Origin of the sequence: Streptomyces sp. PA03-5A (assembly GCF_033792725.1) — a bacterium.
In the GTDB taxonomy this organism is placed as follows: domain Bacteria; phylum Actinomycetota; class Actinomycetes; order Streptomycetales; family Streptomycetaceae; genus Actinacidiphila.
Genome location: NZ_JARAVL010000054.1, coordinates 1 through 19,172, shown reverse-complemented (window position 1 = coordinate 19,172; position 19,172 = coordinate 1). Strand labels below are relative to the sequence as shown.

General features: G+C 73.3%; 19 protein-coding genes. 13 read left to right on the top strand and 6 right to left on the bottom strand.

Annotated elements, in window-relative coordinates; genetic code table 11:
* Window positions 1–14 precede the first annotated feature (14 nt).
* The gene (locus PV410_RS40695) at window positions 15–629 is read right to left on the bottom strand and encodes an FMN-dependent NADH-azoreductase (protein ID WP_500331606.1); all 615 of its coding nucleotides are present in this window, start codon (window positions 627–629) and stop codon (window positions 15–17) included.
* Window positions 630–743: 114 nt separating this feature from the next.
* On the opposite strand from PV410_RS40695, the gene PV410_RS40690 reads away from it, so the two are divergent.
* Window positions 744–1,160 (top strand): winged helix-turn-helix transcriptional regulator, encoded by a 417-nt coding sequence (locus PV410_RS40690; protein ID WP_500331604.1) that lies wholly within the window; start codon window positions 744–746, stop codon window positions 1,158–1,160.
* A 7-nt stretch (window positions 1,161–1,167) separates the two neighbouring features.
* On the opposite strand, the gene PV410_RS40685 is transcribed toward PV410_RS40690, so the two are convergent.
* Entirely contained in the window at window positions 1,168–1,605 is a 438-nt protein-coding gene (locus PV410_RS40685) for a MarR family winged helix-turn-helix transcriptional regulator (protein ID WP_500331603.1), read from the bottom strand.
* Between the two features lie 55 nt (window positions 1,606–1,660).
* Window positions 1,661–4,150: an ATP-binding SpoIIE family protein phosphatase gene (locus tag PV410_RS40680; RefSeq protein WP_500331601.1), complete on the bottom strand. Its 2,490-nt coding sequence runs from the start codon at window positions 4,148–4,150 to the stop codon at window positions 1,661–1,663.
* Between the two features lie 177 nt (window positions 4,151–4,327).
* Between PV410_RS40680 and PV410_RS40675 the strand changes: the two genes are divergently transcribed.
* The 3 genes from PV410_RS40675 (at window position 4,328) to PV410_RS40665 (ending at window position 7,013) form a co-directional block, all read left to right on the top strand.
* Window positions 4,328–5,722, top strand: a complete 1,395-nt coding sequence (locus PV410_RS40675) for a DUF2252 domain-containing protein (RefSeq protein WP_500331599.1) — start codon at window positions 4,328–4,330, stop codon at window positions 5,720–5,722.
* 81 nt (window positions 5,723–5,803) lie between these two features.
* Window positions 5,804–6,631, top strand: a complete 828-nt coding sequence (locus PV410_RS40670) for a hypothetical protein (RefSeq protein WP_499512857.1) — start codon at window positions 5,804–5,806, stop codon at window positions 6,629–6,631.
* 49 nt (window positions 6,632–6,680) lie between these two features.
* Window positions 6,681–7,013, top strand: a complete 333-nt coding sequence (locus tag PV410_RS40665) for a rhodanese-like domain-containing protein (RefSeq protein ID WP_499512856.1) — start codon at window positions 6,681–6,683, stop codon at window positions 7,011–7,013.
* A gap of 25 nt (window positions 7,014–7,038) precedes the next feature.
* On the opposite strand, the gene PV410_RS40660 is transcribed toward PV410_RS40665, so the two are convergent.
* Window positions 7,039–8,166 (bottom strand): acyl-CoA dehydrogenase family protein, encoded by a 1,128-nt coding sequence (locus PV410_RS40660; protein WP_500331597.1) that lies wholly within the window; start codon window positions 8,164–8,166, stop codon window positions 7,039–7,041.
* 205 nt (window positions 8,167–8,371) lie between these two features.
* Between PV410_RS40660 and PV410_RS40655 the strand changes: the two genes are divergently transcribed.
* Genes PV410_RS40655 through PV410_RS40645 form a run of 3 tightly spaced genes read left to right on the top strand, consistent with a single transcriptional unit; the run spans window position 8,372 to window position 11,171 of the window.
* A complete protein-coding gene (locus tag PV410_RS40655) occupies window positions 8,372–9,055 on the top strand; it encodes a DUF5819 family protein (RefSeq protein WP_500331596.1) in 684 nt (227 codons plus the stop codon).
* A complete protein-coding gene (locus PV410_RS40650; protein WP_500331594.1) occupies window positions 9,052–10,494 on the top strand; it encodes an HTTM domain-containing protein in 1,443 nt (480 codons plus the stop codon). The genes PV410_RS40655 and PV410_RS40650 overlap by 4 nt, the downstream gene beginning before the upstream one ends.
* Entirely contained in the window at window positions 10,491–11,171 is a 681-nt protein-coding gene (locus tag PV410_RS40645) for a TrmH family RNA methyltransferase (RefSeq protein ID WP_500331592.1), read from the top strand. The genes PV410_RS40650 and PV410_RS40645 overlap by 4 nt, the downstream gene beginning before the upstream one ends.
* A gap of 44 nt (window positions 11,172–11,215) precedes the next feature.
* On the opposite strand, the gene paaN is transcribed toward PV410_RS40645, so the two are convergent.
* On the bottom strand, window positions 11,216–12,892 hold the full coding sequence (gene paaN, locus PV410_RS40640; protein ID WP_500331590.1) for a phenylacetic acid degradation protein PaaN: 1,677 nt from the start codon (window positions 12,890–12,892) through the stop codon (window positions 11,216–11,218).
* 131 nt (window positions 12,893–13,023) lie between these two features.
* On the opposite strand from paaN, the gene PV410_RS40635 reads away from it, so the two are divergent.
* Genes PV410_RS40635 through PV410_RS40625 form a run of 3 tightly spaced genes read left to right on the top strand, consistent with a single transcriptional unit; the run spans window position 13,024 to window position 15,926 of the window.
* Window positions 13,024–14,550, top strand: a complete 1,527-nt coding sequence (locus PV410_RS40635) for a 3-hydroxyacyl-CoA dehydrogenase (RefSeq protein WP_500331588.1) — start codon at window positions 13,024–13,026, stop codon at window positions 14,548–14,550.
* Entirely contained in the window at window positions 14,547–15,164 is a 618-nt protein-coding gene (locus PV410_RS40630; RefSeq protein WP_500331587.1) for a TetR/AcrR family transcriptional regulator, read from the top strand. The genes PV410_RS40635 and PV410_RS40630 overlap by 4 nt, the downstream gene beginning before the upstream one ends.
* A 33-nt stretch (window positions 15,165–15,197) precedes the next feature.
* Complete coding sequence (locus PV410_RS40625; protein ID WP_500331585.1) at window positions 15,198–15,926, top strand: alpha/beta hydrolase family protein; 729 nt, start codon at window positions 15,198–15,200, stop codon at window positions 15,924–15,926.
* A 35-nt stretch (window positions 15,927–15,961) separates the two neighbouring features.
* Here PV410_RS40625 and PV410_RS40620 read toward each other — a convergent pair whose 3' ends face one another.
* On the bottom strand, window positions 15,962–16,504 hold the full coding sequence (locus PV410_RS40620; RefSeq protein WP_078619887.1) for an Lrp/AsnC family transcriptional regulator: 543 nt from the start codon (window positions 16,502–16,504) through the stop codon (window positions 15,962–15,964).
* Between the two features lie 149 nt (window positions 16,505–16,653).
* Here PV410_RS40620 and pdhA point away from each other — a divergent pair, with 149 nt between their 5' ends.
* The 3 genes from pdhA to PV410_RS40605 form a co-directional block, all read left to right on the top strand.
* Complete coding sequence (pdhA, locus tag PV410_RS40615; RefSeq protein ID WP_500331583.1) at window positions 16,654–17,754, top strand: pyruvate dehydrogenase (acetyl-transferring) E1 component subunit alpha; 1,101 nt, start codon at window positions 16,654–16,656, stop codon at window positions 17,752–17,754.
* A complete protein-coding gene (locus tag PV410_RS40610) occupies window positions 17,751–18,776 on the top strand; it encodes an alpha-ketoacid dehydrogenase subunit beta (RefSeq protein WP_500331581.1) in 1,026 nt (341 codons plus the stop codon). The genes pdhA and PV410_RS40610 overlap by 4 nt, the downstream gene beginning before the upstream one ends.
* Window positions 18,776–19,172, top strand: a 397-nt coding sequence (locus PV410_RS40605; protein ID WP_500331579.1) for a biotin/lipoyl-containing protein, incomplete at its 3' end; no start/stop codon positions are given. The genes PV410_RS40610 and PV410_RS40605, both read left to right, overlap by 1 nt.

Here is a 19,172-nt window from a genome sequence, read left to right as displayed (position 1 = left end):
GGCCGGGACGGGGGTCAGGCGACGCGCGCCGCGAGCTCCTTGGCCTTGGCGGTGGCCTGCTCGTGGGCCTTGGTGCGGGAGGCGTCGGAGGCCTCGATGAGGCCGGACATGGCCGGGACGACGCGGGCCAGGGTCAGCTCGGGGACGATGAACTCGACGTCGGTGATGCCGAGGCAGCCCTGCAGGACCTTCTCCAGGTAGTTGGTCACGAACTCGAAGTCCTCACGCGGGGTGCCCGGGCCGTAGCCGCCGCCGCGGCTGGCCACCACGACGACCGGGGTGTCCGCGGCGGAGGGCTGCTCGCCCGCGGTGCGGCCCAGGATGATCACCTGGTCGAGCCAGGCCTTGAGGGTGCTGGGGATCGAGAAGTTGTACATCGGCGCGCTGATCAGGAGGGCGTCGGCCCGTTCGAGTTCGTCGGCCAGCTCGCTGCGCAGCGGGTGCTCGGCGCCGCCCACGTAGTGGGTCGCGTCGAGGTGCGGCATGGGCTCGGCGTTCAGGTCGCGGTAGATCACGACGCCGCCCGGGTGCTGGGCCTCCCATTCCTTGCGGAAGGAGTTCGCCACGTCACGGGACGCGGAGGTCTCGGAGGGCCAGATGGACGAGTCGAGGTGCAGCAGCGTGGGCATGGGGGTGCCTCCACTTCCGTAAAGTTCGGAGTGAAAAATTCGTGCGTTGCTATTGTTACCACAGGACCTTACTTTTCTGCAGCACGTAACGACAAGCCGGGTACCCTTGTGGCCATGGGACAGGGGACTGAGCCGGCCGCGCACGACGCGGAGCCGTGCGCCAAGGTCGACGTCGGGCTGACCCGCGTCTTCGGGATCCTCGGCAAGCGCTGGAGCGGCCTGATCGTGGCCGTCCTCACGCAGCGGCCGGCGTACTTCGTCGAACTGCGCCGGGCCATCCCCAAGATCAGCGAACGGATGCTCTCCGACCGGCTCACGGAGCTGGCCGAGGCGGGCATCGTCGTCCGCGAGGTGGACCCCGGCCCGCCGCTGAGGGTGAGCTACCGCCTCACCGAGGCAGGTGAGGCGCTCGGTCCGGCCCTGGGGGAGCTGGGGTCGTGGGCGGAGAAGTACCTCCCCGACGGTGCGGCTGCCTGCACGGAGGGCGCGGAGGCCTGCGGCTCAGGGGCGGGGGCGGGGGCGACCGGCTGACGCCGGGTCAGCCCTGCTGCTCCGCGGCGTCGTTGTAGCGGGTCAGGTAGGCGGCGAAGCGCTCCAGGTCGGTGTCGTCCCAGTCCGCGAGCCTCCCGCACACGATGCGCCGTGCGGCGCGGTTCGCCTCGGCGAGCACGGCCGCGCCCGCCGCGGTCGGCAGCAGCGCCTGGACGCGGTGGTCGGCGGGGTCGGGGCGCCGTTCGACGAGGCCCAGCCGCTCCAGGGTGGCGACCTGGCGGCTGACCGTCGACTTGTCCAGCAGGAACGCCTGCGCGAGGTCCGTGGCCCGGCAGTCCCGGTGCTCGCTCATGTGGGCCAGCAGCGTGTACGCCACCAGGGACAGCTGTGGGTGCATGCGGGCCACCGCGGTGCGTGCGCGGCGGGCGAACGCGGTCATCTCGCGGTGGATCGTCTCGACGGACGCGCCTTTGCCGGCCTGCATGCTTGTAGGTTACATCTGACTGGATCGGGGTGGTCCGGTCCGGTTCGTCCCAGGGTCAGGCGGGCAGCGGCAGCTCGAACCAGACGACCTTGCCGACCGCCTTGCGGCTGGTGCCCCAGCGCCGGGAGAGGTTGCTGACCAGGGCCAGGCCCCGGCCCTCCTCGTCGTCGGCGTCCGCGCGGCGCAGCTGCGGCAGGTTGTGGTCGTCGTCGCTGACCTCGACCAGCAGCTTGCCGACCCGCATCAGCCGCAGCGACACCTCGTGCGAGGCGACCCGCAGCGCGTTGGTCACCAGCTCGCTGACCAGCAGCTCGGTCAGGTCGCTGACCCCCTCCAGCCCCCACCGCGCCAGTTGCTCACGGGTGAGCGCGCGTGCCCGCCGGACGTCGGAGAGGTCCATCGACAGCCGCCACTCGGCGACGTCCTCGGGCGGGATGCCCTGGAAGTTGGCGACCAGCAGCGCCACGTCGTCGCGACGGTCGTCGGAGTGGACACGGCTGAGGATCTGCTCGCAGACGTCCTCGGGGGTCTGCTGGGGCTCGATGACGTTGGAGCACAGCGCCGCCAGGCCCGCGTCTATCCCCTGGCCGCGCACCTCCACCAGGCCGTCGGTGCACAGCACCAGCCAACTGCCGTCCGGTACCGGGATCTCGACCGTCTCGAAGGGCACGCCGCCGACGCCGATCGGGGCGCCCTTGGGGATCTGCAGCAGTTCGCTGCGGCCGTCGTGCCGGGCCAGCACCGGCGGGATGTGGCCGGCGTTGGCCAGGGTCAGGGTCCGGTGGATCGGGTCGTAGACCGCGTACACGCACGTCGCCAGGTGCTCGGCGCCGAGGCGGTGGGCGAGGTTGTCCAGGTGGCGCAGCAACTGCGCGGGCGGCAGGTCGAGCGCGGCCATCGTGATCACCGAGGTGCGGAACTGGCCCATCACGGCCGCCGACAGCAGACCGTGGCCCATCACGTCGCCGACGATCAGCGCCACGCGCCCGCCGGGCAGCTGGATGGCGTCGAACCAGTCGCCGCCGACCTGGGCCTGGCGGTCACCGGGCATGTACCGGTGGGCGATCCGCACCCCGGGGATGCGGGGCGGGCGGGTCGGCATCATGCTGCGCTGCAGGGTCGCGGCGGCGCGCGACTCCAGGCGGTGCAGCCGGGCGTTGTCCAGCTGCACCGCGCCGCGGGCGGCGACCTCGGCGGCGGTCGCGGCGTCCTTGGCGTCGAAGGGACGGCGGCCGGGGTGGCGCAGGAAGCACATCCGGCCCAGCACCGTGCCCCGTGCGGTGAGCGGTACGACGACCATCGACCGCTCGGGCAGTAACGGGCCGAGCCCGGGGACGCCCAGGTCGAGCGCGATGTCTCGGGCCAGTGCCGGGTCTATCACCGGCACGAGCAGCGGCTCGCCCAGCCGCGGGGTGGAGTCGGCGGGCAGCGGGATCAGTTCGCCCTCCGGCAGGGCGGCCGCCCACGGGCCGGGAGTGGTGTCGGTGTGGGCGACGGCGACCCGGCGCGCGATGATCGTGTCACCGGTCAGGTCGTCCTTCGGCGGCTCGGAGTCGGAGAACAGCTGGTCGACGACGAGGACGGCGGCGAAGTCGGCGAAACGCGGCACGGTGACGGCGCACAGCTCGCGGGCGGTCGTCGCCAGGTCGAGGGTCGTGCCGACCTTGGCCCCGGTCTCCCGGAGCAGGGCGAGCTGCTCGTCCAGCACGTGGCCCGGGGCGAGCGAGACGCTGGGGGCGGCCACCGGGAGCAGTACCGGTGCCGCGACGTCGCCGCGGGGGCCGGGCAGCAGCTCCGGTTGCGCGGGCCGGGTGCGCCGGGCGGGCCGGGTGGGCCGCGCGGCGCGGCCGGTGGCGGGGTTCGCGGCGGGCTGGGCCACGGTCGTGCCGTGCTCCTCGGGGAGCACGGGGAGAAGCACGGTGCCGTCGACCTCCACCGCCGGGTAGCCCAGGGGCACGATCTGACGGACGATCCGGTCCAGCCGGCCCGCGCTGACCCGGGGCAGCACCGAGCCCAGCCGGCCGGCCAGGTGCTCGGCGTGCGCGGGGTCGGCGGCCGGGGCGAGGCGCGGGATGATGCGGACGGCGCCGCGGGCGGTGGTGCCGTCGGCGGTGTAGGGCAGCAGGTGGTCGCCGAGCGCGAGACGCGGCCCGGTGTCGCGCAACGGGCGGGCGTTGGCGGCGATCACCAGCAGGCTCCGGCCGGCCGGCTCCATGATGCGGTAGGACCACCACACCACGTCCTTGACGCCGCCGTCACGGTCGGTGGTGGGCAGCGATCCGGCCCAGGCGGAGCGGGTGAACTCGTCCAGCACCTCCAGGGCGTCCTGCTCACCGGGGTGCCGGCCCGCGGTGTGCGGCAGCAGTCCGGCCGCCGGACGGCCGAACACGCCCTCCCAGCGGTGGCCGAAGAGCTCCTCGGCGCCGCGGTTCCAGTACGAGATGTCACCGTCGGGGCCGACGCAGAGCACGGCGAGGCGTACGAGCGCGGAGACACCGGTGGCTGCGAGCGGGGTCGTGGTCGTGGTCGTGGGAAGCCTGGTCATCTCGTCCAACGTCGGGCACCTGCGGTTCGGCTGCGGTTCGGCGCGGAAGGCTGAAGGAGCATCAGGGTCGGGTCTTCACCGTCCAGGCAAGCATGAAACATCGGACGCGGTCCGGTAAATGGCTAGATTGCCCCCAGGAGTGACCAACCGGGCATGGCCCGTGGGGAGGAAGAGCACGTGGAGCACAGGCTTCCGCACATCGCGGGGTTCCAGAGATGGCCGCACGACGGCGCGCCCAAGCAGGAGGGCAAGGCGCTGCGGGAGGCGGTGCCGCGCGAGGCGCACGCGGTGTTCACTCCGGGTGCAGACCGGCCGGGCGCGGTGGAGGCGGTGCGGGAGTCGAGCCTCGGGCGCATCCCGGAACTCGTCCCGCTGCGGGTGGGGAGGATGGCGGCGAGCCCCTTCGCCTTCCTCCGCGGCTCGGCCGGGCTGATGGCGGCCGACCTCGCGGGCGGCCCGGTCACCGGCATCGGCGCCCAGATCTGCGGGGACGCGCACGCCGCCAACTTCGGCCTGTACGGGGACCATCTGGGCCGGCTGGTCATGGACATCAACGACTTCGACGAGACCGTCCACGGCCCCTGGGAATGGGACGTCAAGCGGCTCGCCGCCTCCCTGGTGCTGGCCGGGCGCGAGGCCGGGGCGGACGAGGACGCGTGCCGGGGTGCCGCCTTCGACGCGGTGGGCGCGTACCGGCGCACCATGCGGCTGCTGGCGAAGATGCCGGTGCTGGACGCCTGGCACGCCATCGCCGACGAGGAGCTGGTCGCGCACGCCGACGCCCGCGACCTGGCGGGCACGTTGCGCCGGGTGGCCGGGAAGGCGCGCCGCAACACCAGCGCCAAGTTCGCGGCGCGGGCCACGGAGGAGGTCGAGGGCGGCGGCCGCCGCTTCGTCGACGCGCCCCCGGTGCTGCGCCGGGTGCCGGACGGGGAGGCGGCGGCGGTCGCCGGGGCCCTGTCGGAGGGCGGCTACCTGGCGACGATCGGTGAGGACCGGCGGCCGCTGCTGGCCCGGTACGCGGTGCACGACGTGGCGTTCCGGGTGGTCGGGACGGGCAGCGTGGGCACGAGGTCGTACGTGGTGCTGCTCCTGGACCACCTCGATCAGCCGCTGGTGCTCCAGGTGAAGGAGGCCCGGCCCTCCGCGCTGCTGCCGTACCTGGGGAAGGCCGGGTTCGACGCGCCCGCGGTGGAGCACGAGGGACGGCGCGTGGTGCTGGGCCAAAAACGCATGCAGGTCGTCAGCGACAGCCTGCTGGGCTGGGCCGACGTGGACGGCCGTCCCCACCAGGTACGGCAGTTCCGCAACCGCAAGGGCAGCGTCGACCCCGCGGCACTGGAGGCCGGCCTCATAGACGACTACGCGCGGATGACGGGCGCGCTGCTGGCCCGGGCGCACGCGCACTCCGCGGACCCCCGGCTGATCGCGGGCTACTGCGGAAAGGGCGGGCAACTCGACGAGGCGGTCGCGGCCTTCGCGGTCGCGTACGCCGACCGGACCGAGGCGGACCACGCCGAGCTGGTGGCGGAGGTGCGGGCCGGGCGGATCGCCGCGGAACAGGGTGTGTGAGGGCCCGGGCGCCGGTGTGCCGGGGCAGGTACGAGGCCGTACCCTGTGACCGGCGCCCCCCACTCCTCGTAGGCTGGACCGGTGACGAATTCCCCCGGCACCGAGTCGGCCCCCGGCACCGAGTCGGCCGCCGCATCCTCCGAACCCCAGGACCGGCTGGCCCAGGCGGTGCGTGCCGCCGAGCGGGCCCTGATCGAGTTCGAGATCGCGGTGGAGACCTTCAGGGTGGAGGTCGAGAACTTCTCCCGGCTGCACCACCAGAAGCTCGGCCCGATGTACGCCCGGCTCGACGAGCTCGACGCGCTGATCGCGGAGGCGGTCGCGGCCAAGAGCGGCTCCCGCGAGGACATCCAGCGCGCCTGGGAGGCGCGCGCCCTCGTGATGCCGATGCCGGGGGTGGAGGAGCTCTTCGAGGGCCTGCTCGGCTCGGACGGGGTCCGGCCCCAGGAGGACCCGAACCCGCCGCGCCGCGTGCGGCCGGGCAAGGAGGCGCAGCGGCTCTACCGCGAGCTGGTCCGCAAGGCCCACCCGGACCTGGCGCAGGACGAGGCCGAGGTCGAGCGCCGCAGCGAGTTCATCGCCCGGGTCAACGAGGCGTACACCTACGCCGACGAGCAGCGGCTGCGGGAGCTCGCGGAGGAGTGGGAGGCCGGGCCGGTCCCGGAGGAGGAGCAGCCGAGCGAGGCCGAGGTGCTGTACGCGCGGCTGGAGTGGCTCGCGCAGCGCAAGGAGCGGCTGGCCGCGCTCGCCGCCGACCTGGAGAACAGCGCGATCGCGCAGATGATGAAGCTCGCCCCGGAGGACCCGGACGGGCTGCTCAACGAGATCGCGGAGAACCTCCTCAACCAGGTGGCCAACCGGGAGGCCCGGCTGGCGGAGCTGGTGCGCTCCTCGAAGGGGTCCGATTAGCGGGTCGGGTACGTTCGACGTGCACGCCCCGACCGAAGGAGTCCGTTCCATGTTTTACGCCCAGCTGCCCGCGGTGGACGCGGCGCAGGTCCCCGCCGACGGCTACCTGCTCGACGTCCGGGAGCACGACGAGTGGGACGCCGGGCACGCCGAGGGCGCGGTGCACATCCCGATGGGCGAGGTCGTGGCCCGCATCGAGGAGGTCCCGGCGGACCGCCGGGTGCACGTCGTGTGCCGGGTCGGCGGTCGCTCGGCGCAGGTCGCCCAGTACCTGATCGCGCAGGGCCTCGACGTGGTGAACGTCGACGGCGGCATGCTCGGCTGGGAGGCCGCGGGCCGCCCGCTGGTGACGGACGGCGCGGGCCCGGCGCACGTGCTCTGAGGCCCGCGGGGCGGCCCCGGGGCCGTCAGGCCTCGGCCGCCAGCAGGTCGCCCAGCTCCTCCTCGTGGGCGGCGGCGGGGCCGAGGGAGAGCTCCAGCTGTTTGGCCCAGGCGTGGTAGCGGTGCAGCGGGTAGTCGGTGTCGGCGCCGAAGCCGCCGTGCAGGTGCTGCGCGGTCTGCACCACCCGTCGTACGCCCTCCGAGGCCCAGATCTTGGCGACCGCGACGTCGGCGGGGTCCAGCCGCCAGGCGGCCTGCCAGCAGGTGACCTCCATCGCCCGCAGGTCGATGTAGCGGTCGGCGGACTGCACGGCCACCGCCTGGAAGGTGGCCAGCGGGTGCCCGAACTGCTCGCGCTTGGCGGTGTAGGCGCCGGTCATGCGCAGGACGGTGGTGCCCAGCCCCAGCGCCAGGGCGCAGGTGCCGGTGGTCAGCAGCCGGCGCAGCCGGTCCCAGGCGCCCTCGGCGGTGATCACGTCGCCCGCGGGGACGCGGACGGCGTCCAGCCGGAGCTCGGCGTGGCGCTCCCCGCTGGTCGAGATCTGCTCGGCCGCGGTGACCGCCTCGCGCGGGACGAGGGCGATGACCGTGCGGCCTCCGGCGGCGGAGGCCGGGACCAGGACGAGGTCGGCCTGCGGCGCCCAGGGGACGGCGGTCTGGACGCCGTCGAGCAGCCAGTCGCGGGCGGCGCCCTGCCCGTGGCTGTTCGCGTCCGCGTCCACGGGCCGCGCGGTGACGGCGAGTTCCGCGCCGTCGTGGCCGGTGCGGCCCGCGGAGGCGACGGTCAGGACGAGGTCGCCGCGGCCGACCGCGGGCAGCAGCCTGGCGCGCAGCTCCTCGGGGCCGTCGCCCTGCACGGCGAGCGCGGCGGCACAGGTCTCCAGCAGCGGCACCCGGGCGAGCACGGCCCCGGCCTCGCGCAGCACCAGGCACAGTGCGACCGGGTCGAGGCCGGCCCCGCCGTACGCCTCGCCGAGCACCAGCCCGAGGAGGTCGGCGGCGGCCAGCCGGCGCCACAGCGGGCGGTCGAAGTCCTCCGCCACCGCACCGGCGGTGAGCGCGGGGCTCGGAACGGCGTCGGGGGCCACGCCGGAGAACACCGCCCGTGCCGCCTCGACGGCCGCCAGTTGCTCCTCGCTGAAGCTGAAGTCCATGGCCCGACCTCCCGGACGCGTCCATTCTGACGGCGTGTCAGATTAGGCGGACCGGGCGGGGAAGTCCACATCCCCGTAGCCTCCTCCCTGACCCTGCCCGTGGCGCCCGCGGCCCGTGCTGACCGGGACGGCTGTACCGCACGTGTGCGGCATGAGTACCGTTCCGTGCTGAGCGGAACACGGGGAACACGAGCGGAGAACCACGATGGAGCCACCCGAGGAATCCGGGGGACCGGCCGGGATAGCCGCGCTGTCGCCACCCGCCCGGGCCGTGGTCGCGCTGGCGCTGGCCGCGGCCGTGGTCGGCGTCGCGGTGCACCTGCTCATGGTCTTCCTGCACGTCGCGCCCACGAACACCGCCACCAAGAAGCACGGCGACCTGGTCGGCAGCTACGTCTACCCCGAGTTCGAGCAGAACTGGAAGCTCTTCGCACCCAATCCGCTCCAGCAGAACATCCACGTCTGGGCGCGCGCCGATGTGCACAAGGACGACGGCACCGACCAGGTGACCGGCTGGATCGACCTCACGGCCATGGACATCGCCGCCATCAGGCACAACGTCCTGCCCAGCCACACCCAGCAGAACGAGCTGCGCCGGGCGTGGAGCTTCTACGCCGCCTCCCACGGTGAGAAGGACAAGCCGATCGGCGTGCGCGGCGAGCTGAGCAGGCGGTACCTGGAACGCATCGTGGAGGACCGCATCGGGCCCCGGCTCGACGGTGGCGACGTCGTCCGCCTCCAGGTGCGCACCGGCACCACGCCGGTCGCGGCCCCCACCTGGAGCCCCGAGGAGATCGACACGCGCACCACCTTCCAGGTGCTGCCCTGGTGGAACGCGCACGCGGCGGACGAGGACGAGGGAGACGAGAGCGGGGAGGAGGCGTCGTGAGCGAAGCCGTGAACGAGTCCGCGCACGGGGCGGCCGCGGAGCCCGTGGGCCGCCCCGTACCCGAGCCGGCGGCGGCCCGCGGCCGCCCGGCCCCCGCCGCCCGCCCGGCCCCCGTCCCGTCCCCCTTCGCCGGACTGCTCGACTCCGCCGCGGGCGGGCTGTCGCGTGGCCTGGCCCGGATCACCGGCACCACCGTCGGCCCGTACCAGACCGCCGTGGTGCGGATCGGCATCTCACTGGCCTGGCTGCTGTTCCTGCTGCGCGAGTGGCCGCACCGCCACGAGCTCTACGGGCCGGACGGGGCGTGGAGCTGGGACCTGGCGAACCGGCTCGTCGCCGACAACCACGCCTTCACCCTGCTGCTGTGGGGCAGGGCCGACGCGTGGTTCGAGGTCGTGTACGCGGGTGCGATCGTGGCGAGCGCGATGCTGCTGCTCGGCTGGCGGACCCGCACGGCCTCGCTGCTGTTCATGATCGGCGTGCTCTCCCTGCAGAACCGGAGCGTGTTCGTCGGCGACGGCGGTGACAACGTGATCCACCTGATGGCGATCTACCTCGTCTTCACCCGGTGCGGGCGGGTCTGGTCGCTCGACGCCCGCCGCCGCGCCAAGGGGCGGGACGGCGACGGCGCGGGGATCGCGCTGTGGATCGTCCTCGGACTCGTGCTCACCGTGGCGCAGCTGCTCGGCCGTACCGGCCTGAACTGGACCGACGGCCTGCTGCCCTGGCTCGGCTGGACGCCGTTCCTGTGGGGCTTCCTGCTGCTGCAGGCCGTGTGGTGGGCGGTGCGGCGGTACGCGCCGGGCGAGCCGCGCACGGTCCTTCGGATCCTCGCGAACATCCTGCACGCCGCCGGTCTGCTGGTGATCGTCGTCGAGGTGTGCCTGATCTACGCCACGGCGGGTTGGTACAAGGTCCAGGGCTCGCGCTGGCAGGACGGCACCGCGGTGTACTACCCGCTGCACCTGGACGACTTCAGCCCCTGGCCGGGGCTGTCCCATGCGATGGCCGCCAGCGGACTGATGGTCATGGTGATCACCTACGGCACGGTGATCGTCCAGGTCGCCTTCCCCTTCACCCTCTTCAACCGCCGGGTGAAGAACGTGCTCCTCGCGTTGATGATGCTGGAGCACGCCTCGATCGCGATCGTCCTCGGACTGCCGTTCTTCTCGCTGGCGATGATCGCCGCCGACGCGGTCTTCCTGCCCACCGGCTTCCTGCGCTGGGCGGGCGACCGGGTGGTGCGTCCGTTGCGGCGCGGCGCGGCCGGGGAGTCCGAGGACGGCCGGCCGCAGGGCGCGGGAGGCGGTGAAGACGGTGAAGGCGGTGAAGGCGGTGAAGGCGGGGAAGGCGCGGAGGACGCGCAGGCGCGGGCGGTCGCGGGGCAGCGAGGGCCGGGACCGGCCGGCGAGCCCGCCCCCTCTAATCTCGTGGTGTGAGCACCAGCCAGGACGACGCGGCCGAGCCGCTGCAGTACGACGACGGCTTCGGCCCCGAGGTCGGGGTCGGGCCGCACCCGCGGCCCTGGCCCGAGGACCCGCGCTACGACGCCGAGCTGCTCGCGCAGGGCGACCGCCGCAACGTGGTGGACGAGTACCGCTACTGGACGCGGGAGGCGATCGTCGCCGACCTCGACACCCGGCGCCACGACTTCCACGTCGCCGTCGAGAACTGGCAGCACGACTTCAACATCGGGTCCGTGGTGCGCACCGCCAACGCCTTCCTGGCGAAGGAGGTGCACATCGTGGGGCGGCGCCGCTGGAACCGGCGCGGCGCCATGGTGACCGACCGCTACCAGCACGTGCGCCACCACTTGGACGTCGCGGCGCTGGCCGCGTGGGCGGCTGCGGAGGACCTGCCGATCATCGGGATCGACAACCTCCCCGGTGCCGTGCCGCTGGAGACCACCGAACTGCCACGGCGCTGCGTGCTGCTCTTCGGGCAGGAGGGGCCCGGGCTGACCGACGAGGCGTGGAAGCACGCGGCGGCGGTCTGCTCGATCGCCCAGTTCGGCTCCACGCGCTCGATCAACGCGGGGGCCGCGGCGGCCATCGCCATGCACGCCTGGATCCAGCGCTACGCGCGGGTGGGTACGGAGCAGCCCCGTCCGGAGTGACAGGGCTGCTCCGGACGGGGCTGTCGGTGTGCGGGCGGGCCGGATCAGGCCTGGCGGCGGACCTCGATGACCCGGAAGCGGCTCGCGACGAAGGCGCCGTCGCACAGGGCCGCGTTGGCGGCCGGGTTGCCGCCGGAGCCGTGGAAGTCGGAGAAGGCGGCCGTCTGGTTGACGTACACCCCGCCGGTCAGGTTGAGGGAGAGCTGGGCGGCCTCCTCCAGGCAGACCTCCTCGATCTGCCGCTCCACCTCGCCGGAGGTGGTGTAGGCGCCGACCGTCATGGCGCCCTTCTCCCGCACGGTGCGGCGCAGCAGGTCGACCGAGTCCTTGGTGGAGTCCATGGCGACCGCGAAGGCGACCGGGCCGAAGCACTCCGACATGTAGGCGGCCTCGTCGTCCGGCTTCGCGCCGTCCAGCTTCACGATCACCGGGGTGCGGACCACGGCGTCCGGGAAGTCGGGGTGCGCGACCTCGCGGGAGGCGAGCGCGACCTCGCCGAGGGAGGCGGCGGCCTCCAGGCGTGCCTTCACATCGGGATTGACCAGGGCGCCCAGCAGGGCGTTGGCCCGGGCGTCGTCGCCGAGCAGCCCGCCCACGGCGGCCGACAGATCGCCCACCACCTCGTCGAAGCCCTTGTGGCCGTCGTCGGTGGCCATGCCGTCACGCGGGATCAGCAGGTTCTGCGGGGTGGTGCACATCTGTCCGCTGTACAGGGACAGGGAGAAGGCCAGGTTGGACAGCATGCCCTTGTAGTCGTCCGTGGAGTCGACGACGACGGTGTTGACGCCGGCCTTCTCGGTGAAGACCTGGGCCTGGCGGGCGTTCTCCTCCAGCCAGTCGCCGAAGGCGGTGGAGCCCGTGTAGTCGATGACGCGGACCTCGGGGCGCAGCGCCAGCGTCTTGGCCAGGCCCTCGCCGGGGCGCTCGGCGGCCAGGCAGACCAGGTTCGGGTCGAAGCCGTTCTCGGCGAGCACCTCGCGGGCGATCCCGACCGTCAGCGCCAGCGGGAGCACGGCGCGCGGGTGCGGCTTGACCACGACCGCGTTGCCGGTGGCCAGGGAGGCGAAGAGGCCCGGGTACCCGTTCCAGGTGGGGAAGGTGTTGCAGCCGATCACGAGCGCGATGCCGCGCGGCACCGTCGTGAAGTCCTTGCGCAGGGTCAGCGGGTCGCGCTTGCCCTGCGGCTTGACCCACTCGGCCGTGCCGGGGGTGCGCACCTGCTCCACGTAGGCGTACGCGACCGCTTCGAGGCCGCGGTCCTGCGCGTGCGGGCCGCCGGCCTGGAAGGCCATCATGAAGGCCTGACCGGAGGTGTGCATGACCGTGTGGGCCATCTCCGTGGTGCGCGCGTTGATCCGGGCCAGGATCTCCAGGCAGACCAGGGCCCGGTTCTCCGGGCCGGCCTCGCGCCAGGCGGGCATCGCGGCCTTCATCGCGGGGAGGAGCACGTCGACGTCCGGGTGCGGGTACTCCACACCCAGCTCGATGCCGTACGGGGACACCTCGCCGCCGGTCCAGCCGTCGGTGCCGGGCTGGTCCAGGTCGAAGCGGGTGCCGCGCAGGGCGTCGAACGCGGCCTGGGCGGTCTCGCCGTCCGCGTATGCCTTCGGGTGCTCGGGGTACGGAGACCAGTACTCGCGGGTACGGATCGCCTCGAGCGCCTTGTCGAGCGTCTCGCGGTGCCGTGCGACCGACGGGACAGCGGTGAGATCGGCAGCCATGGGGCCAACTCCTCGTCGAGCTGGATTGGGGTGGGCAGGGTGCTGGCTTCCCCGCTAGATTAACCGAATGTTCGGTCGGGACAAGGGGGCCGACCGAAGCTGTGGACAACTGGCGAGGAGCAGTGGCGGCGATGAGCGCTCTTGACCGATCCAGCACGGTCGCGGTGGTGGGCACGGGGACGATGGGCCAGGGGATCGCCCAGGTCGCGCTGGTGGCGGGCCATTCCGTACGGCTCTACGACGCGGGCCCCGGCCGGGCCGAGCAGGCCGAGCGGGCCCTGGCGGAACGGCTGGACCGCCTGGTGGAGAAGGGCCGGCTGCCCGCCGCCGAGCGTGACGCGGCCCGCGGCCGGCTCTCGGCCGTCCGGGAGATCGAGGAACTGGCGGGCGTGTCGCTCGTCGTCGAGGCGATCCTGGAGGACCTGGGCGCTAAGCAGCAGCTCTTCACGGCCCTGGAGTCGGTGGTCGCCGAGGACTGCCTGCTGGCCACCAACACCTCCTCCCTGTCGGTCACCGCCGTGGGCGGCGCGCTGCGGCGCCCGGGCCGCTTCGTCGGCCTCCACTTCTTCAACCCCGCGCCGCTGCTGCCGCTGGTCGAGGTGGTCTCCGGCGCCGCCACCGACGAGGCCGCCGCCCAGGCCGTGTACGACACCGCCGCCGCCTGGGGAAAGACACCGGTGCGCTGCACCGACACCCCCGGCTTCATCGTCAACCGGGTCGCGCGCCCCTTCTACGCCGAGGCCTTCCGGCTCCACGAGGAGCGCGTGGCCGACCCCGCCACCATCGACGCGGTGCTGCGGGAGAGCGGCGGCTTCCGGATGGGCCCGTTCGAGCTCACCGACCTGATCGGCCAGGACGTCAACGAGGCCGTCACGCGCTCGGTGTGGGACTCGTTCTTCCAGGACCCCAAGTTCACCCCCTCCCTCGCCCAGCGGCGGCTGGTGGAGTCCGGGCGGCTCGGCCGCAAGAGCGGGCACGGCTGGTACGACCACGCCGAGGGCGCCGCCGCCCCGGCCCCCCACACCGCGGGGCCGGAGAAGCCGCCCGCCGAGGTCACCGTGTGCATGGGCGGCCGCGGCCCGGCCGCGGTGCTGCCCCGGCTGATCGCCGAGGCGGGCATAGAGGTGCTGGACGGCGAGGTCGCCGACCCGGACGACGGGTACCTCGAGCTGCCCGGCGGCGGCCGGCTCTACCTGGCGGACGGGGGCCCGGCCACCACGGGCCCGGCCGTCGACTACGTGCAGTTCGACCTCGCGCTGGACTACCGGGTGGCCACCCGGGTCGCGATCGCGCCGTCCGACTCGGCACGCCCGGAGACCGTGCAGGCGGCGATCGGGCTGTTCCAGGCGCTGGGCAAGAAGGTCAGCGTCATCGAGGACGTACCGGGCATGATCGTCGCCCGTACCGTGGCGATGCTGGTGGACTTCGCCACCGACGCCGTCGCCCGGGGGGTGGCCTCACCGGAGGACGTCGACGCCGCGATGCGGCTCGGCGTGAACTACCCGCGCGGTCCGCTCGCCTGGGGTGCCGAACTCGGCCCGGAGTGGGTCCGCGAGGTGCTGCGCAACCTGCACCAGGCGTACCCCGGCGGGCGCTACGCGCCGTCCCGTCCGCTGAACCGCCGCGCGGCGGCCGAGGGGAGACTACTCTCATCATGACCATGGCACAGCGCGACAACCCCGCCCCCAAGAGGGACACCTACACGCCTGACTCGCTGCTGGCCGTGGCCGTGACGGTCTTCATCGAGCGCGGTTACGACGGCACGTCCATGGAGCACCTGTCGCGGGCCGCCGGCATCTCCAAGTCCTCGATCTACCACCATGTGCGGGGCAAGGAGGAGCTCCTGGAGCGCGCCGTCGGCCGTGCCCTGGACGGTCTCTTCGGCATCCTGGAGGAGCCCGGAGCGCGCGGCGGGCGCGCCGTGGAGCGGCTGGAGTACGTCACGCGCCGCACCACCGAGGTGCTGATGGCGGAGCTTCCCTACGTCACGCTGCTGCTGCGGGTGCGCGGGAACACCAGGACCGAGCGCGCCGCCCTGGAGCGCCGCAGGGAGTTCGACCACCGGGTCGCCGACCTGCTGAAGTCGGCCGTCGCGGAGGGGGACCTGCGCGGTGACGTGGAGCCCAGGCTCGCGACCAGGCTGCTCTTCGGAATGATCAACTCCATAGTCGAGTGGTACCAGCCGCACACGGCCGGTACCCGGGAGCACGACGACGCCGCAGTCGTGGACGCCGTCGTGCGGCTGGCCTTCGACGGCTTGCGCGTCTCTTGACGCTGGTCCAGACCAACCCTCACGATCGGGGCCATGTCCTTCACCCTCCGTGCCCGCCTGTGCGCCGCCTCAGCCGCCGTCCTGCTGCTCGCCGGGTGCGGAGGGGGTGACGACGGCGGTCAGGCCGCCGACGCCACACCGCCGGAGGACTTCGGCTGCCTGACGGCCGCGCAGGCGAAGTCCGGGTCCGTCAGTTACGACGACACCGACGACAACCCCGTGGACGCCTGGCTCGCCGGCAAGGGCGACACCTCCGTTCTGCTGATGCACCAGGCGGACGGCGACATGTGCCAGTGGATGCCGCAGGCCGACCTCCTGCTGAAGGACGGCTACCGCGTCCTGGTCGTCGACTCCAACGGCAGCGAGGTGCCCGAGGTCGTGGGCGGGGTGGCGTTCCTGCGCGCCAAGGGCGCGCGGCACGTCCTGCTCATGGGCGCGTCCAAGGGCGGCACGGCGGTCCTGGAGGGCGCCGCGTCGGTGGATCCGCCGGTCGACGCCGTGGTCTCGCTCTCCGCGCCCGAGACCTACGGGACCATGGACGCGAGCTCCGCGGTGCCGCGGCTGACCGCGCCCGTGCTCTACATGGCGGCGGCGGGCGACACCGCGTTCGCGGAGTCGACCGAGGCGCTGAGCAAGGCCACGAAGAAGGCGGCCGAGAACCGGCTCGACATCGTCAGCGGACCCCAGCACGGCGTGGGCATGCTCACCTACGACCCCAACTGGGCCACCGTGACGGCCTTCCTGCAGAAGTACGCCGGATAGCCGCGCCGGGGAGCCCGCGGGCGGTGCCGGTGGGGTCAGTCGGTCAGCACCCGGTCGGTCTCTTCGAAGACCAGCAGCGTGCGGCTGCTGAGCACCTCGGGCACCGCCTGGATGCGGGTGAGCACCAGTTCGCGCAGGCTGCGGTTGTCGGGGGTGTGGACGAGCAGCAGCACGTCGAAGTCCCCGCTCACCAGGGCGATGTGGGCCACCCCCGGCAGTTCCAGCAGCTTTTCCCGCACGGTGCGCCAGGAGTTCTGCACGATCTTCAAGGTGATGTAGGCGGACGCGCCGTGACCTGCGCGTTCGTGGTCGACCCGGGCCGTGAAGCCGCGGATGACCCCGTCCTCGATGAGGCGGTTGATCCGGGCGTAGGCGTTGGCGCGGGACACGTGGACGTGCTCGGCCACCGATCGTATGGACGCCCGCCCGTCCTCCTGCAGGTAGCGCAGGATCGCGCGGTCGATCGCGTCCAGCGGACGCACCGCCGCCGGACCGGTGTCCGGCGCCGCTGCCTGCGGTCCCGGGGCGCCGCCCCGAGAAATTTGGGAATCCGTCACGCCCCCGAGCCTCCCTAGCATGGACGTACTGGCTCCATCTCAGGGTGTGGAGAACCGTTTGTCCACAGGCGGGACACACCTGTAGCCAAAATGCCTCCGGCGACCGAACAATCGGTAGGGGAGCGATACCCGCTCCCCCCACTGAACACGCCCACGAGGAGGTGCTCGCGATGACCGTCCTGGACCAGCACGTCTGGCAACCCCGCACCGACCCGGCGCCGCTGCTGCCCGACCCTGAGCCGTACCGACTGCTCGGCACCCCCGAGGCAGGCGCGCTCGACGCCGGAGTGCTGACCACGATGTACGGACAGCTGGTGCGGGGCCGCCGTTACAACCGGCAGGCCACCGCGCTCACCAAGCAGGGCAGGCTGGCCGTCTACCCCTCCAGCACCGGTCAGGAGGCGTGCGAGGTCGCCGCGGCACTCGCCCTGGAGCCCCAGGACTGGCTGTTCCCGAGCTATCGCGACACCCTGGCCGCCGTCGCCCGCGGCGTCGACCCCGTCGAGGCGCTGACGCTGCTGCGCGGTGACTGGCACACCGGCTACGACCCGCGCGAGCACCGGGTCGCCCCGCTCAGCACGCCGCTGGCCACCCAGCTGCCGCACGCCGTGGGCCTCGCGCACGCGGCCCGGCTCAAGGGCGACGACGTCGTCGCCCTGGCCATGGTCGGCGACGGAGGCACCAGCGAGGGAGACTTCCACGAGGCGCTGAACTTCGCCGCCGTGTGGCACTCCCCCGTCGTCTTCCTCGTGCAGAACAACGGCTTCGCCATCTCGGTGCCGCTCGCCAAGCAGACCGCCGCCCCGTCGCTGGCCCACAAGGCCGTCGGCTACGGGATGCCCGGGCGGCTCGTCGACGGCAACGACGTCGCGGCCGTCCACGCCGTGCTCACCGAGGCCGTGGCCCGCGCCCGCGAGGGCGGCGGCCCGACCCTGGTGGAGGCGATCACCTACCGCATGGACGCCCACACCAACGCCGACGACGCCACCCGCTACCGGGAGGACGCCGAGGTCGAGGCCTGGCGCGAGCACGACCCGATCGCCGTGCTCGAGCGCGCCCTGCGCGAGCGCGACCTGCTCGACGAGGCGATGGTCCGCGCCGCCGAGGAGGACGCGGAGCGGATGGCCGCCGCGCTGCGCGAACGGATGAACGAGGACCCGGTCCTCGACCCGATGGACCTGTTCGCACACGTCTACGCCGAGCCCACCCCGCAGCTGCGCGAGCAGGCCGCGATGCTGAGGGCCGAGCTGGAGGCCGAGGCACAGTCATGAGCACCGCCACCACCGCGACCCCCGTGGCCACCGGACGCAAGCCGGCCACCATGGCCCAGGCGCTCAACCGCGCGCTGCGCGACTCCCTCGCCGAGGACCCGTCGGTCCACCTCTTCGGCGAGGACATCGGCACCCTCGGCGGCGTCTTCCGGATCACCGACGGCCTCGCCAAGGAGTTCGGCGACAGCCGCTGCACCGACACCCCGCTCGCCGAGGCCGGCATCCTCGGTACGGCCGTGGGCATGGCGATGTACGGCATGCGCCCCGTGGTCGAGATGCAGTTCGACGCATTCGCGTACCCGGCGTTCGAGCAGCTCGTCAGCCACGTCGCCAAGATGCGCAACCGTACGCGCGGCACCATGCCGCTGCCCCTGACCATCCGGGTGCCGTACGGCGGCGGCATCGGCGGCGTGGAGCACCACAGCGACGCCTCCGAGGCGTACTACGCGCACACCCCCGGTCTGCACGTCGTCACCCCCGCCACGGTGGCGGACGCCTACGGGCTGCTGAGGGCCTCGATCGCCTCCGACGACCCGGTGATCTTCCTCGAGCCGAAGCGGCTGTACTGGTCCAAGGCCGACTGGTCGGCGGACGCGCCGGAGGAGGTGGCCCCCATCGGACGTGCCGTCGTCCGGCGCAGCGGCCGCTCCGCGACGCTCATCACCTACGGCCCGTCGCTCACGGTCTGCCTGGAGGCGGCCGAGGCCGCGGTGCAGGAAGGCTGGGACCTGGAGGTCGTCGACCTGCGCAGCCTGGTGCCCTTCGACGACGAGACGGTCACCGCGTCGGTGCGCCGTACCGGCCGCGCGGTCGTCGTCCACGAGTCCTCGGGCTTCGGCGGTGTGGGCGCCGAGATCGCGGCCCGGGTGAGCGAGCGCTGCTTCCACCACCTGGAGGCCCCGGTCCTGCGGGTCGCCGGCTTCGACATCCCCTACCCGCCGCCGATGCTGGAGCGGCACCACCTGCCCGGCGTCGACCGCGTCCTCGACGCGGTGGGGCGCCTGCAGTGGGAGGAGGTGTGATGGGCGTCGTCCGCGAGTTCGCCCTCCCCGACCTGGGTGAGGGGCTGACCGAGGCCGAGATCGTGCGCTGGCTGGTGCAGGTCGGCGACGTCGTCGCCATCGACCAGCCGGTCGTCGAGGTCGAGACGGCCAAGGCCGTGGTCGAGGTGCCCTGCCCCTACGGCGGCGTGGTCACCGCGCGCTTCGGCGAGGAGGGCCAGACCCTCGACGTCGGACGGCCGCTGCTGACGGTCGCGGTCGGCTCCCCCGACCGGCACGCCGCCGGCGCACCCGCACCCGCACCCGCCGCCCCGGCCGCCTCGGCCGACGGCGACTCCGGATCCGGCAACGTGCTGGTCGGCTACGGCACCAGCGGCCCCGCGGCCCGGCGCCGCCGGGTGCGCCCCGCGCCGGCCG